This window comes from Megasphaera sp. AF13-6AC, from assembly GCF_027685385.1.
In the GTDB taxonomy this organism is placed as follows: domain Bacteria; phylum Bacillota; class Negativicutes; order Veillonellales; family Megasphaeraceae; genus Megasphaera; species Megasphaera micronuciformis.
Genome location: NZ_JAQCUN010000027.1, coordinates 1 through 13,398, shown reverse-complemented (window position 1 = coordinate 13,398; position 13,398 = coordinate 1). Strand labels below are relative to the sequence as shown.

14 protein-coding genes and 1 riboswitch are annotated in these 13,398 nt (G+C 43.7%); of the genes, 5 read left to right on the top strand and 9 right to left on the bottom strand.

Annotated elements, in window-relative coordinates; genetic code table 11:
- Positions 1 to 100 precede the first annotated feature (100 nt).
- From pyrR to PGX78_RS02880, 4 genes are all read right to left on the bottom strand, one after another.
- Positions 101 to 646, bottom strand: a complete 546-nt coding sequence (pyrR, locus tag PGX78_RS02895) for a bifunctional pyr operon transcriptional regulator/uracil phosphoribosyltransferase PyrR (protein ID WP_006941887.1) — start codon at positions 644 to 646, stop codon at positions 101 to 103.
- A complete protein-coding gene (locus PGX78_RS02890) occupies positions 646 to 1,566 on the bottom strand; it encodes an RluA family pseudouridine synthase (RefSeq protein ID WP_270445317.1) in 921 nt (306 codons plus the stop codon). The genes pyrR and PGX78_RS02890 overlap by 1 nt, the downstream gene beginning before the upstream one ends.
- A 10-nt stretch (positions 1,567 to 1,576) precedes the next feature.
- Positions 1,577 to 2,011: a signal peptidase II gene (gene lspA, locus PGX78_RS02885; RefSeq protein ID WP_270445316.1), complete on the bottom strand. Its 435-nt coding sequence runs from the start codon at positions 2,009 to 2,011 to the stop codon at positions 1,577 to 1,579.
- Positions 2,012 to 2,147: 136 nt separating this feature from the next.
- On the bottom strand, positions 2,148 to 2,312 hold the full coding sequence (locus PGX78_RS02880; RefSeq protein ID WP_006941884.1) for a DUF362 domain-containing protein: 165 nt from the start codon (positions 2,310 to 2,312) through the stop codon (positions 2,148 to 2,150).
- A gap of 415 nt (positions 2,313 to 2,727) precedes the next feature.
- Here PGX78_RS02880 and PGX78_RS02875 point away from each other — a divergent pair, with 415 nt between their 5' ends.
- Together PGX78_RS02875 and PGX78_RS02870 are read left to right on the top strand one after the other, a co-directional pair.
- Positions 2,728 to 4,134 (top strand): FAD-binding oxidoreductase, encoded by a 1,407-nt coding sequence (locus tag PGX78_RS02875; protein ID WP_270445315.1) that lies wholly within the window; start codon positions 2,728 to 2,730, stop codon positions 4,132 to 4,134.
- A gap of 102 nt (positions 4,135 to 4,236) precedes the next feature.
- Positions 4,237 to 4,335: riboswitch (SAM riboswitch) on the top strand.
- An 87-nt stretch (positions 4,336 to 4,422) separates the two neighbouring features.
- Positions 4,423 to 5,241 (top strand): MetQ/NlpA family ABC transporter substrate-binding protein, encoded by an 819-nt coding sequence (locus PGX78_RS02870; RefSeq protein ID WP_040773772.1) that lies wholly within the window; start codon positions 4,423 to 4,425, stop codon positions 5,239 to 5,241.
- A gap of 67 nt (positions 5,242 to 5,308) precedes the next feature.
- Here the strand turns inward: PGX78_RS02870 and PGX78_RS02865 are convergent, their stop codons facing one another.
- Together PGX78_RS02865 and megL are read right to left on the bottom strand one after the other, a co-directional pair.
- The gene (locus PGX78_RS02865) at positions 5,309 to 6,739 is read right to left on the bottom strand and encodes a Na+/H+ antiporter NhaC family protein (RefSeq protein ID WP_270445314.1); all 1,431 of its coding nucleotides are present in this window, start codon (positions 6,737 to 6,739) and stop codon (positions 5,309 to 5,311) included.
- A 197-nt stretch (positions 6,740 to 6,936) separates the two neighbouring features.
- Positions 6,937 to 8,136 carry a methionine gamma-lyase gene (megL, locus tag PGX78_RS02860; RefSeq protein WP_270445313.1) on the bottom strand — a complete coding sequence of 400 codons (1,200 nt, stop codon included), beginning with the start codon at positions 8,134 to 8,136 and terminating at the stop codon, positions 6,937 to 6,939.
- A 160-nt stretch (positions 8,137 to 8,296) separates the two neighbouring features.
- Here megL and PGX78_RS02855 point away from each other — a divergent pair, with 160 nt between their 5' ends.
- Positions 8,297 to 9,262, top strand: a complete 966-nt coding sequence (locus PGX78_RS02855) for a LysR family transcriptional regulator (protein ID WP_270445312.1) — start codon at positions 8,297 to 8,299, stop codon at positions 9,260 to 9,262.
- Between the two features lie 102 nt (positions 9,263 to 9,364).
- On the opposite strand, the gene PGX78_RS02850 is transcribed toward PGX78_RS02855, so the two are convergent.
- Entirely contained in the window at positions 9,365 to 9,760 is a 396-nt protein-coding gene (locus PGX78_RS02850) for a PaaI family thioesterase (RefSeq protein WP_270445311.1), read from the bottom strand.
- Positions 9,761 to 9,912: 152 nt separating this feature from the next.
- Between PGX78_RS02850 and PGX78_RS02845 the strand changes: the two genes are divergently transcribed.
- Both PGX78_RS02845 and PGX78_RS02840 read left to right on the top strand, forming a co-directional pair.
- On the top strand, positions 9,913 to 10,470 hold the full coding sequence (locus PGX78_RS02845) for a DUF3793 family protein (RefSeq protein WP_270445310.1): 558 nt from the start codon (positions 9,913 to 9,915) through the stop codon (positions 10,468 to 10,470).
- A gap of 13 nt (positions 10,471 to 10,483) precedes the next feature.
- Complete coding sequence (locus tag PGX78_RS02840) at positions 10,484 to 10,897, top strand: flavodoxin (RefSeq protein WP_006941876.1); 414 nt, start codon at positions 10,484 to 10,486, stop codon at positions 10,895 to 10,897.
- Positions 10,898 to 11,057: 160 nt separating this feature from the next.
- Here PGX78_RS02840 and PGX78_RS02835 read toward each other — a convergent pair whose 3' ends face one another.
- Together PGX78_RS02835 and PGX78_RS02830 are read right to left on the bottom strand one after the other, a co-directional pair.
- The gene (locus tag PGX78_RS02835; protein WP_270445318.1) at positions 11,058 to 12,326 is read right to left on the bottom strand and encodes an MFS transporter; all 1,269 of its coding nucleotides are present in this window, start codon (positions 12,324 to 12,326) and stop codon (positions 11,058 to 11,060) included.
- Between the two features lie 126 nt (positions 12,327 to 12,452).
- On the bottom strand, positions 12,453 to 13,331 hold the full coding sequence (locus PGX78_RS02830; protein ID WP_270445309.1) for a LysR family transcriptional regulator: 879 nt from the start codon (positions 13,329 to 13,331) through the stop codon (positions 12,453 to 12,455).
- Positions 13,332 to 13,398 lie beyond the last annotated feature (67 nt).

Below are 13,398 nucleotides of genomic sequence, written 5' to 3'. Positions count from 1 at the left end.
CGGTCTTTTGTCTATACGCATACACCTTCTCCGACTTCTACATCGTGGTCAGCTTCCATAAGTACCTGTCCAACTCTTACAATGAATAAAAGAAGTACCTCTAACGAGGCACTTCTTCACATAACACGACTTGATTTTTTTCATCCGTTTCTTCAAGTTGAACGGACACGGCTTCTCGTAAAGCCGTAGGAACATTTTTCCCTACATAGTCGGCCCTAATAGGAAGTTCTCTATGTCCGCGATCTATCAAAACAGCCAGTTCTATAAACTTCGGACGACCCGCCTCCATGACGGCATTTAAAGCCGAGCGCACAGTTCTGCCGGTAAATAAAACGTCATCGACTAAGACAATCGTCTTGTCGTCGGCATTAAAAGCAGTCTTACCCTTGTCGACGCGACGAATATCCGTCCGTTTTCGATCGTCACGATAAGCGGATATATCCAAGTCGTAAACGGGAACGACGACTTCCTCTATGGATTCCAATTCACGAGCCAATCTTTGCGCCAAGGGAACACCGCGAGTATGAATCCCGACGAGAATCATCTGTTCCAATCCTTTGTTACGCTCGATAATTTCGTGGGCAATACGCCGTATGGCTCGTTCTATAGCCTTTTCATCCAATAACAAGGTTTTGTATCGCAACATTACACACCTCCGCCGTCAACAGCTTGTACGACAGCCTTAAAATCATCGGGCCAAGGGGCTTCAAAATGCATGGCTTGCTTCGTAATAGGATGCACTAAATCAAGAGCACAGGAATGAAGCGCCTGCCCTTCAATGGGAAAGGCGTCTCTTTTATACCCGTACAGGGGATCATTTACTACGGGATGCCCGATATAAGCCATATGCACGCGAATCTGGTGAGTCCGTCCTGTCTCCAAACGACACTGTACCAACGTATAGTTACCGAACCTCTCCAATACAGTAAAATGTGTAATCGCATCTTTGCCGTCCTTCATATTGACGGCCATTTTAACGCGGTCCTTAGGATGTCGTCCCAAGGGTGCATCAATACGCCCCTTTGCTTCCACAATATTGCCGTGAACGAGAGCAACATAGGTGCGTCGTGCCGTATGGCTCTTAATCTGTTCCGCCAGGCTTTTATGTGCCGTATCGGTTTTAGCCGCTACCATAAGCCCCGATGTATCTTTGTCCAGTCGATGAACAATGCCGGGACGAATAACACCGTTAATCCCCGACAACTCGCCGCCGCAATGCCATAAAAGTGCATTTACAAGGGTCCCGTTCGGATTTCCCGCCGCCGGATGGACAACCATACCTCGTGCCTTATTAACAATAATAATATCCTTATCTTCATATACAATATCTAAAGGGATATTTTCAGCCTCAACCGTAAGGTCTTCAGCCTCATCCTTTTCAATGACGATTTCGTCACCTTCCGCCACGCGGTAGTTGGCTTTCAGGATGCGGTCACGCATGGAAACCTTCCCATTCTTTATGAGATTCCCTGCATACGAACGAGATATATCCAAAGCCCTTGCTACATATATATCAACCCGTATTCCCGTATCTTTATCAGTTACGACAGAGGTTATAACTTCCATTTCAACCGCCTTACTCCGAACCGTGGGTCCAGCAATAAATGAGTAATAAAAAGACACCTACTACAATGGCTATATCGGCAATATTAAATACGGGCCATACCCGAAAATCGAAAAAATCCGTTACGGCTCCGAATAAACATCTATCAACTGCATTACCGAAGGCACCGCCTAACAATAGCCCCGTACCGACAGTGACAACCGGCACTTTCGGCAAGTATTTACGAAATACAAAATACAGAAGGAAGAGCCCTATGGCAACGGCAATAAACAGCCATTGTTTATGTTCCAGAAAGCCAAAGGCCGCTCCCTTATTCAAAATATAAGTTATATGAAAAAATCCCGGTATAACCGGAACAGATTGATTCAATATCATGGAATGGGATATTGCATATTTTCCGATTTGGTCTGCCGCTACGACAAGGCAGGCAATGATAAAAACAGACACAGTTATCTCCTTCCTCGACTTACCGGCACAGTCGACCGGAATGCCTTTATCCTATCACAGACACCGTTAAAAAACAACGAAGACACACAAAAAACCGCTATGCATAACACATAGCGGTTTATATGTATATAGCCTATTATTCAGCAGCGATAGCGCCTGTAGGACAAACGGATTCGCAAGCACCGCAATCGATGCAAGCATCGCCTACAACATACTTCGTTTCGCCTTCAGTAATAGCGCCGGTCGGGCAAGTTGCTTCACAAGCACCGCATTTTACGCATTCATCGGAAACTACATGCATGGTATTCACCTCCGCAAAAAATATCACTCGAGGGTTCTCATGTCCCTTTCGCTGACATAATTATTACACGTTTCTCCCTCCTTGTCAATTATCAAAATAACCAAAATACCGCATGGTTAACCCGTTTTATTCTTGATAATCTATGTCAGTAACCATAAAAAAAGAGTATATTTCTCGTCTGTTTTTTTTTATTTCATGCGTTCATAGTTATCCAAGAAATAAGTTTTTATGCTGTTCATAAAATTTTCCACCCTTTTTGTGTTCTTTTTAAAGCTATTTGTCAACAATTCTCAGTATTTTCCTCTTTAAACCGCTTGTGTCTTTTCGGCATAAAAAATTTTTTATTTCGTTCTTATTGAAAGGAGTAGAAAGGATGTTAAAATAGTATATACCTGATTTAAAGGAGGGTTATATTTTGCAAACCTATTCACCCGTAACAGCCGAATTTATTGAAGAGCTGAAACAAATAACCGGCCCGTCATATGTTAAGACTGACGCCGACTTACTCATCGCCTATCAAACGGACTATGAATCGGATCCTAAGCTGTTTCATATGCCCGAAGCAGCCGTTGCTCCCGCATCGTCCGAAGAAATTTCACAAATTCTCAAATTGGCCAACCGCTACAAAGTTCCCGTCACGGTCCGTTCGGGAGGTACCAGTCTTGCAGACGGTGCTATTCCTGTCTGCGGCGGCCTCGTCCTTTTAATGGAACGGCTGAATAAAATTTTGGAACTTAATGAAGAAGGCATGTACATGACTGTCGAGGCGGGTGTGCGTACCATTGATTTACAAAATCGTGCCAAATCAGCCGGTTTTCTGTATGCCGGCGATCCGTCCAGCTCGGAAAGCAGTCTTATCGGCGGCAATCTGGCAACGAATGCCGGCGGTCTAAAAGCCGTTCGTTACGGTGTTACGCGCCATCAAGTCTACGCCCTTGAAGTCGTTACACCGACAGGCGAAATCGTCGAAGTAGGCGGCATCTTAAAAAAATGCTCTACAGGCTACTGTCTGGAACAATTAATTATCGGCAGCGAAGGAACTCTCGGTATTATTACGAAAGTTACAGTGAAGCTCACGCCTTTGCCGCCGTATCGTTTTGACGTCTTGGCCGTCTATGACTCGCCTACTCCGGCTCTGCATATGGTACCGCAGTTGATTAAAGCCGGCATTGAGCCTACGAGTATTGAATATATGGATAACTCATATGTTCGCGGCTGTGCCGATTATTGCGGATATGAAAATATGCCCGGTTATGAAAAAGGCGTATATGTCATCATAACGGTTGAAACGTATGACGCAGACGATGCGGATAAAAAGATGGAACAAGTAGCCGATATTTGCGAACAATCAGGTGCCGTGGATGTTCTTGAAGCGGACGATCGCATTTGGAACATGCGACGTAATTGCCAGACTTCTGTCGAGTTGATCAGCAAAGTCTTTTTGACGGATGACGTAGTTGTCCCTGTTCACCGCATTGCCGATACAATTGAAAAAATCATGGACATCGGGAATGCATATCCTTTTGAAGTAAAGATCAATGCTCATATCGGTGACGGGAATCTTCATATCGTCTTATGCAAAACGGACATGTCTGATGAAATGTGGGAAAAATCGGTCGAAGCCTTCCACAACGAAGTCTATGCCTATGCATATTCCGTCGGAGGCCGCCTGGCCGGTGAACACGGCATCGGTGCCAAAAAATTACGCTATATGGAAAAGTTTACGCCTGAAGGAGAAAAGTACCTGATGCGTACGATAAAAAACGCACTGGATCCCAATAACATTCTTAATCCAGGAAAGATCTTAAACTTCCAAGAATAAGTACTTCTATCCCCATTTTATACTGTACTTTTTTAGTAGAAATAAATCGTTGACAGATTTATTTCCACGATGTTATAATACGGAACATCAATTATATATGTGATTTCATCAAGAGCAATTGAGGGATACGGCCCGATGACATTGCGGCAACCCCCGCCAGGGAAGGTGCCAAGTCCGACGGCATATGCCGGCAGATGAACGGAAAAGATAAGAAAAGCCGTCATCTGAATGACGGCTTTTTTGTATGAGCTCCACATCATAAGCTTTTTAATGAAAGGATGTTATATTATGAAAATTTCCCTGAAAAAAGGCCTCACCTTGGCCCTCATCGTAGCAACTGCCGCGTTTATTACCGGTTGCGGCGGCAATAATTCTGCCGGCGGCGATAACAAAGAAATTAAAATTGGCGTAACTGCCGGCCCGCATGCGGAAGTTATGGATGAAGTCGCTAAAGAAGCGGCTAAACAGGGCATTACGGTTAAAGTCGTCGAATTTAACGACTATGTACAACCCAATACGGCATTGGCTCAAAAAGATTTGGATATGAACTCCTTCCAACATCAGCCCTACTTGGATAATGTCGTCAAAAAACAAGGTCTCGATTTAAAGTCCATCGGCAAAACGATTATCCTTCCCATGGGTGTTTTCTCGCACAAGTATAAATCACTTGATCAGGTAGCCGACGGTTCTACGGTGGCCATCCCTAATGACCCTACGAACGGGGCCAGAGCCCTGTTACTGTTGCAACAAGCTAAGTTAATTACGTTAAAAGACGGCAAGACTGTCGATGCAACAGTTGCAGACATTGTCAGCAACCCGAAAAATCTGAAGATTACGGAACTCGATGCGGCTCAAATCGCTCGTTCTCTCGATGATATGGACTTAGCTTGCGTAAACACGAACTACGCTATTCCGGCCGGCTTGAATCCGCAAAAGGATGCTCTTGTTGTTGAAGATAAGAGTTCGCCTTACGCTAATGTCATTGCCGTTCGTGCCGACGACGTAAATAATGAAACATATAAAAAGTTGGTAGAAATTTACCAATCCGAACCGATTCGTAAGTTTATTGAAGAGCACTTCCAAGGCTCCATCCTTCCTGCATTTTAAATGCGGACATAAAAATCCCTGCCTTCGGGCAGGGATTTTTATGTCTGTAAAAGGATAGTGTCCGTGTTTATTTTGCCAAAGCGTCAACCTTGCTTTGCGCCGTTTCATGCTCGTAATTCCACGGATCTTTTCTGATAAATCCGTCCGAAAAAGGAACAAAAACGGATATAATAGCGGAAATAGCTAAAAGATAGAGAAACCAAGTGTACGGCAAAACTTCAAGCGGTGATACGGCTCCGGCTGTAAAGCCCGTAACGATAAGCATCTGTGCCCCGTACGGAATGAGACCCTGAAAAATAGACGAAAACGTACTGAGCAGGGCCGCCGAGCGACGAGGATCCACTTTAAAGCGATAACAAAGTTTCTTTGCCATTTCCCCGTTAATAATAATAGAAACCGTATTATTAGCCAAGGCAATGTCCGTAATGGAAACAAGCCCGGAAATACCGATTTGTGCCGACTTGCTGCCCGTAATAAATTTCTCCACTGAATGAAGCAGGAAAGCAATACCTCCCGCCCTGCTCACCATAGCAGCCAAACCGCCTGTCAGAAGCGACAAGAGAAAGATATCAAACATTCCCGAAAAGCCCTTATAAATAGCCTGCATAAAGGACAAAAATGTTAAATCCCCGTAAGCCATCCCGATGATGCCTGCCAAAACCGTACCGCCTACTAAGACGAGAAATACGTCTACGCCTGCAACGGCCGTAACAAGAACAACAATATACGGAAGGATTTTGATCAGACTGTACGGATGTTCTCCCGAGCATACGGCTCCGTCCGATCCGCCGAAGATAACAAGAAGTACAAAGGTAATCACGGCCGGCACAATAGTCAACCAAAGATTTAATTTAAATTTATCCTTCATTTCACAGCCTTGCGTACGCGTAGACGCAATGGTCGTATCCGAAATGATGGACAAATTATCTCCGAGCATAGCCCCGCCGATAAGGCAACCGAGGACCAGTCCTAAAGGAGTACCGGACTTTTCAGCAATAGCTACGGCAATAGGACCTACAGCCGCACAACAGCCTACAGATGTACCGGTTGCCGTAGAAATGAAAGCCGAAATAAGAAATACACCGGCTGCCAGATACTGAGGCGGAATATACGTCAGCCCCAAGTTGACCGTAGAATCTATACCGCCCATAGCCTTGCACACTACGGCAAAGCCTCCGGCTAACAGGAAAATCATACACATAATTAAAATATCGGGATTTCCGCAACCTTCAATGAAAGTATTAAACTTATCACTAAATTTTCCTTTCAATAAGGCAAATGCTACGATAATACCGATGATAGAGGCCAACGGTGCAGGAAACTGATAAAAGGGCATTTCCACACCCTGCATTTGTAAAATAATCCCGGCCCCCAAGTACACGCCTACAAATACAATAAAAGGGAATAACGCCGTCCCGTTCGGCTTTATCTCGTCATCTTTTCGTTCAGACTGAACCGCCTCTTCTTCTTTTCTTACTTCATCCTTATTTCCGTCCACTGACCAACACTCTCCTTTGCAACAAGTAAAGTAATATACAACGTACTTTAATCTTTGTACATCCTATCACATACATATATTGGGGTGTAATATTAAAAAGTTTGGTATATTCATAGATATTTAATATATATGGTTTCTACATTTTTTATAAAAGGCGATAACCTTCCGGTCATCGCCTTTTATCTTTTACTGCCTTCTTATTTCACTTTATCCAATGCCTGTTTCAAATCGTCAATAATATCTTGAGCATCTTCCAAGCCAACGGACAGCCGAACCAAGCCTTCACTGATACCGGCAGCTTTCAACTCTTCCGCCGTATACGGAGAATGAGTCATTGTAGCCGCATGTTCAATTAACGTTTCCGCATCGCCTAAAGATACGGCCAATTTACAAAGTCTGACACTGTCCATAACCGTGCCGCCCGCTTTTTTACCGCCTTTAAGTTCGAAAGAAATCATACCGCCGGGCAGACTCATTTGTTTCTTTGCCAAATCAAATTGAGGGAAACTCTTAAGCCCCGGATAAGCAACGGATTCTACAGCCGGATGAGTTTCCAGGAACGCCGCTACCTCCATGGCGTTTGAGCAATGTTTTTCCATACGCAATGCCAGGGTCTTCATGCCGCGAGCAATCAAAAAAGCATCAAAGGGACTCAAAACGGCACCTGTCATATCTTTAATACCGAAGAGACGAACTTGGGCTATGAATTCGGCAGAGCCGCAAACAAAACCGGCAATAACGTCACCGTGACCGTTCAGATATTTTGTCGCCGAGTGAACGACTACATCCGCTCCCAATGTCAGCGGTTTCGTAATATAAGGTGTGCAGAAGGTATTATCTACAACGACCAGACAACCGTCCACTTCATGTGCAATAGCGGATACGGCCTCAATATCTACGATTTTTAAGGTCGGATTGGCGGGAGTTTCAATATAAACCATTTTTGTGTTCGGTTTCATTGCCTTTTTAACAGCCTCTAAATCGTTCATATCTACAAAAGTTACGTCCACGTCCGCCCGAGGCATACCGTGATTCAAGAGTGCAAAAGTACACCCGTATAAAGTATCGCTGGCTACTACATGATCGCCATGTTGCAAAATAGTCCAGAAAGTAGCTGAAATAGCCCCCATTCCCGATGCCGTGGACATGCAGGCTTCCGCTTCTTCGAGAAGAGCGACTTTTTCTTCTACAACCGTGTTAGTCGGATTTCCGAGACGACTGTAAATATACCCTTCTTCTTCAAGAGCGAATCTCTTTCCGCCCTGTTCCGCCGAATCGAAAATAAACGTTGATGTTTGATAAATCGGTGCTGTCAATGCTCCAAACGTATTTTTCGAAGACCCCCCATGAATAGATTGTGTGGCAAACCCCATTTTTTGTAACTCTGTTCTGTCCATAATTTTCCTCCTTATTTATAGAAAAATAATATATTATAATAGACTTCTTATGATTTTTTCTTATATTTTTTGCTATTCTCAGTATATCAGCATATAATTTAAACGAATAATATTGTTGCGTAAAACGATTGCATAGAAAAAAACTATGGTGGAGGGTACCATGACCTTACAACAATTGCGATATATAATTGAAATTTCAAAAAGCGGTTCCATTACCGCCGCCGCCAAAAATCTCTTTATCGCCCAACCCAGCCTGAGCAAGGTCGTAAAGGATTTGGAAGAAGAGTTTCACATTACCATTTTAAAACGCAGTCGCCATGGCATTTCTTTTACTACCGAAGGGCTTGAGTTTCTTCAGTTTGCTCACCATGTTTTAGAGGCATCGGATGCTATGGAAGACTATTTTCGCAAAGAGAGACTTGACGAAGACTTGCGACTATCCGTATCTTCTCACCATTATCTTTTTGCCGTCGACGGCCTGATTAACTTGCTTACAAACATTCCTGAAGAAATCCCCTATACCATTCGTCTCCGTGAAGGTCGCACGTCCGAAATCATTCGCGATGTCCTTGTTTCACGCAGCCAAATCGGTATTATCTACATTACTAAAAGAACGGAACAATTTATGTCCCGTCTCCTTACGAAAAATAACCTTGAATTTATCCCCTTGCACGAATTTACACCCCATGTTTATGTCAGTAGCGATCATCCTCTTGCAGGCTTTTCCGAAGTGACGACGGTACAACTTACGGACTATCCCCATGTATGCTACGATCAGGGCAGTGAACCGAAGCAACTGTCGGAAGAGTTCATCATTCCGAACAGTATATCAAAGCAAACGATTTATGTATCCGATCGTTCATCCATGCTCAGCATTATTGCCAATACGGAAGCCTATAACATCGGCACAGGCTGTCTCTTGCCGTCTGTTATCGGATCGGAAGTCGTATCCGTTCCCATTGCGGATATTTCCGCAACTATGCGAGTCGGCTGGATTAAACAAAAGAACCTGCCCATAACGCCTGAACTGGCAAAATATCTCCATTATATACAGATGGCTCTCAACAAGGCGATTGCCGACAATCTTCCTACATCAGCTTCCGCATACAGCACCTATGTACAATAAACTTTTAAAACTCTAAGATCCTATTTCTTTACAAGCGAAAAACCGGCAGATATAATCTGCCGGTTTTTCCATTCCAAAGATTTTCAAACTTTGCTTACGCCCTTAAGAAGCTGTCATCAGCTTGGCTTCAGCCGTAACAGCCACGGTTCCGTTTTCCTTTATAACGCATCCTTTTGTTATAAACAATCGTCCTCGCCGGGAAACGATATGAGATTCAACACGAACTCTCTCTCCGATTTTCACGGAATCTTTGAAGCGAAGGTGCAGGTCTGCCGTATAAGCCGGTTTTCCCGTCAAAACGAAAACGTGATTTCCCATAACTTCATCGATAAGTGTGGATACCAATCCCCCATGCATTCGATCATCATAACTTTGATGCTCCGGCTTCGGGACAAATTCGGCATACGAATCACTCTCATTGACATGCATATCCAATTTTAAGCCTATGGGATTATCCTTACCGCATCCGAAACACTGTGTGTATTCTGTCTTTTCCAATTCCGCACCTCCTCCGGGTTGTTCTTCATTATACCATAGGTTTACTCATACAAATGAAGAATACAATTTAAATTAGCTCACTTATTATTGACAACTTTTTTCATAATTGATATATTGATATCGACAGATGTTATGGTTTTCGGAGGTAGAGCATGAATATCGATACACTCTTAATTCATCACTGTGCACCGACATTAGCGGGTCTTAAACCCGGTGCTCTTCTCTGTTTTCACCGCCAGGGAACCATGGATGAATTTAGAAAAACGGTTGATAAATATAATCATAAATTTAACAAAAAAGGGTTATATTTTCGTATTTTATTCACCTGCCCGACACGAACGTTATTGTACGTATATCGCCCGAAAATGATTTGTGAATATGTACGTCGCAAATGCAACCTTTGTTTCTTACGACAATTCGGATACAATGACAGCATGACATTGACCGATATGCTGAACAAGTTGGAAGAACGCTTTTCCGAAACGGGTTGCTTTCCCCACGAGTCGGGAATTTTCCTCGGTTATCCTGTAGAAGATGTTTACGGATTCATTCGCAATAGCGGCAATCATGCCAAACTGTGCGGTGAATGGAAGGTATACGGCGATGCGCAAAAAGCGGCCGAAATCTTCGAAACGTATACACGCTGTCGTCAAGACTATATCAACAGGTTTTCTGTTGGCATAAAATTAGAAGAGCTTATAGTAGCTTAAGGAGGAGTTCATTATGGTAACAATCGTTTATTGGAGCGGCACAGGCAACACGGAAGCAATGGCTAACGAAATCGAAGCAGCAGCAAAGGGTGCCGGTGCTGAAGTTGAAAAGATGTTGTTTGACGATACAACCGTCGATGCCGTCGCAGGTAAAGACGTTATTCTCCTCGGTTGCCCCGCAATGGGCGGCGAAGAATTGGAAGAAACGGTAGTTGAACCGTTCTTTGCAGAATTAGCCGGCAAATTAAGCGGTAAAAAAGTCGGTCTCTTCGGCTCTTACGGTTGGGGCACCGGCGACTGGATGGAAACTTGGAAACAGCGCGTAATTGATGCCGGTGCGAACTTAATCGGTACAGCTATTGTAAACGAAACGCCGAATGATTCCGAAGAATGCAAGGCTCTCGGCGAAGCTGCTGCCAAGGCATAAGATTTAAAATCCGATTCATATTTCATGAAACTCCGTTAAGAAGGGCGCTTCCGCAAAGCGCCCTTCTTTATTTATGTACTCTTCGGCATCATATGACGGATTGCATAATAAAACCGCTTCTGCAAGTCTCATCATCTTGCAGAAGCGGTCATATATACATTTATTCTTCAATTATTTGAGATTCCGAAGCCATGCGCATGCGCAGTTGCATAGCTTCATCTTCCTGCTGAGCTTTCAAAGACGGATCCTTATCCGTGCCCACAAGACGGCCGTAAAAAAGGAAGTAGCATACAAGTGCTACAAGAGCAATAATAGCTGTCGTCGAAAACATACCTGTAAAGCCGACGGTTTCCTTCCACGCCCCTAAGACATAAGGCCCGACACCGAGGCCAAGGTCAAGAGCGATAAAATAAGTCGATGTAGCCACGCCGATGCGATGAACGGGAACCATTTTAATGACAACGGCCTGACCGTTAGACATGTATGTCCCGTAACCCAGACCGACAAATACAGCCGATAAAAGGACCATCCATGAAGCCGTAGCCTGACTGAGAAGTACGATACCAATGGCTAAACATACATAGCTGGGATACATAACACAGTTTTCACCGTGACGGTCGAATACGATACCGAGGACGGGTCGAGTCAGCGTAATAACAACAGCATAAACTACGAAGAACAAGGTACCTGCTTCAACCAGATTTACTTCACGAGTATAAGAGGCCATGAAGCCCAAAATACCGGAATAAGACAGGCCAACGAGAATAGACACGAGAGAAATAGAGTTAACTCGCGGTTCCAGAAAATCGGAAATACGCGTGCCCTTTTCTTCTTCTACGACTTCGGCACTGAATGTAGGTTCTTCAAACTTCAACAAGAACGCTCCGATAATACACAAAATAACAAGAGCTACACAGAAAGCGACGATAAAGGTAAAGTTTGTAATCGACAGCATTAAAATTCCCAAGAAAGGACCGATAGCTGCTGCCAGGCTAAGGCTCAAACCGTAGTAGTTAATGCCTTCACCTCGACGAGTCTTCGGAATAACCGTAGCCACAATCGTACTGGTTGCCGTCGATGTAACACCGTAGGCAAAACCGTTTACAAAGCGGATAGTATCCAAGACGAGCAAATTCGGTATATAAAAATACAGAATCGTAGAAATAAGATAAATGAACAGACCTCCGTACAAGACTCGGCGGCATCCTAAGGTACCGACAAAACGGCCGGCAAAGATACGAGCTGCAACAGTACCGATAATATAAATACCTACCGCCAGCCCGGCCTCACTGGCCGAAGCATGTAATTCATCTTTAGCTACGACAGCAATGATAACCATCAATAAGTAGTAAATCAAAAATACAAGCAAATTAATAACCGTGTCCAGTACAAACGGAACAGTCCATAAGGTTTCCTTTTTCTCGCCCATCATCTTATACTCCCTTTTCGATATTAGCTTAAAGAATTAACAAAGACGATTATAATTCCGTCGCCATATCATGTATAGACAATAAAACGAATGACGTCATCAAAATAATTAATGACGCTATTCGTTTTACTGAAAACTTTTCTTTTGTAAGTAATCGGAAAATACATCGATATAGGGCTGTTTAACATGATCCTTTTTGTGCACTAAATAAAGAGGCAACTTCAGACCCTGTCGTAAATCTTTACACTTTCTGCGAATTCCCGTTGATTCAGCCAACCGTTCAGATAAGAGAAATCCGGCTCGATTCCGCCTGCAATAATCAATCATGGCATAGGGATTGGACAATTGAATTTCTTCCCTAGCGTGTCGACCTGCAAAGTACTCGTGAAAAGCAGTCTCCATAAAATATTTCGGAGGATACCTTAATAAAGGCAAGTCCAAAATTTCTTCTCTATCCACCGGATCGGATGAATTCAATTTCGGTCCGAAATATACATATCGATCGGCACCGACGGGAACGACTCCGTACGCTTCCCACTTCGTCATATTCGTAATATAGACAAAGGCTACATCTACTCGTTCAGCATATAAATCCGATATGATTTCTTCTTCTTCCATGTCGTACACGTTCACAATAAAGTCGGGGTAATGTTTCTTAAAGTACGCAATATGGGTATTCATGACTACATCACCCATACTGCGCATAACGGCCACATGAAGTTCGGGTCGACGACTGTCATACATAGTTTGAGTACTTACAACGGCTTGTTCCAAGGCACTCAAAATCCGTTCCGCCTCTTTGTAAAAGATTTCTCCCTCCGCCGTAAGAGAACTCCCCTTATTGTCTCGACGAATAAGAGGTACGCCGACAATGATCTCCAGCTTTTTAATTTGTGCACTGAACGCCGACTGTGTTACGTTAGCTTCTTTGGCTGCCAAGGTGAAATTCCCCAAGCGCCCGTAAATGACAAAACTTCTTAAAGTCTGAATATTCGGTAATTCCATAGTATATATACCCACTCCAACATATACTCTTATAAATAATATATGCCGATTATACCAAGACCTGTTA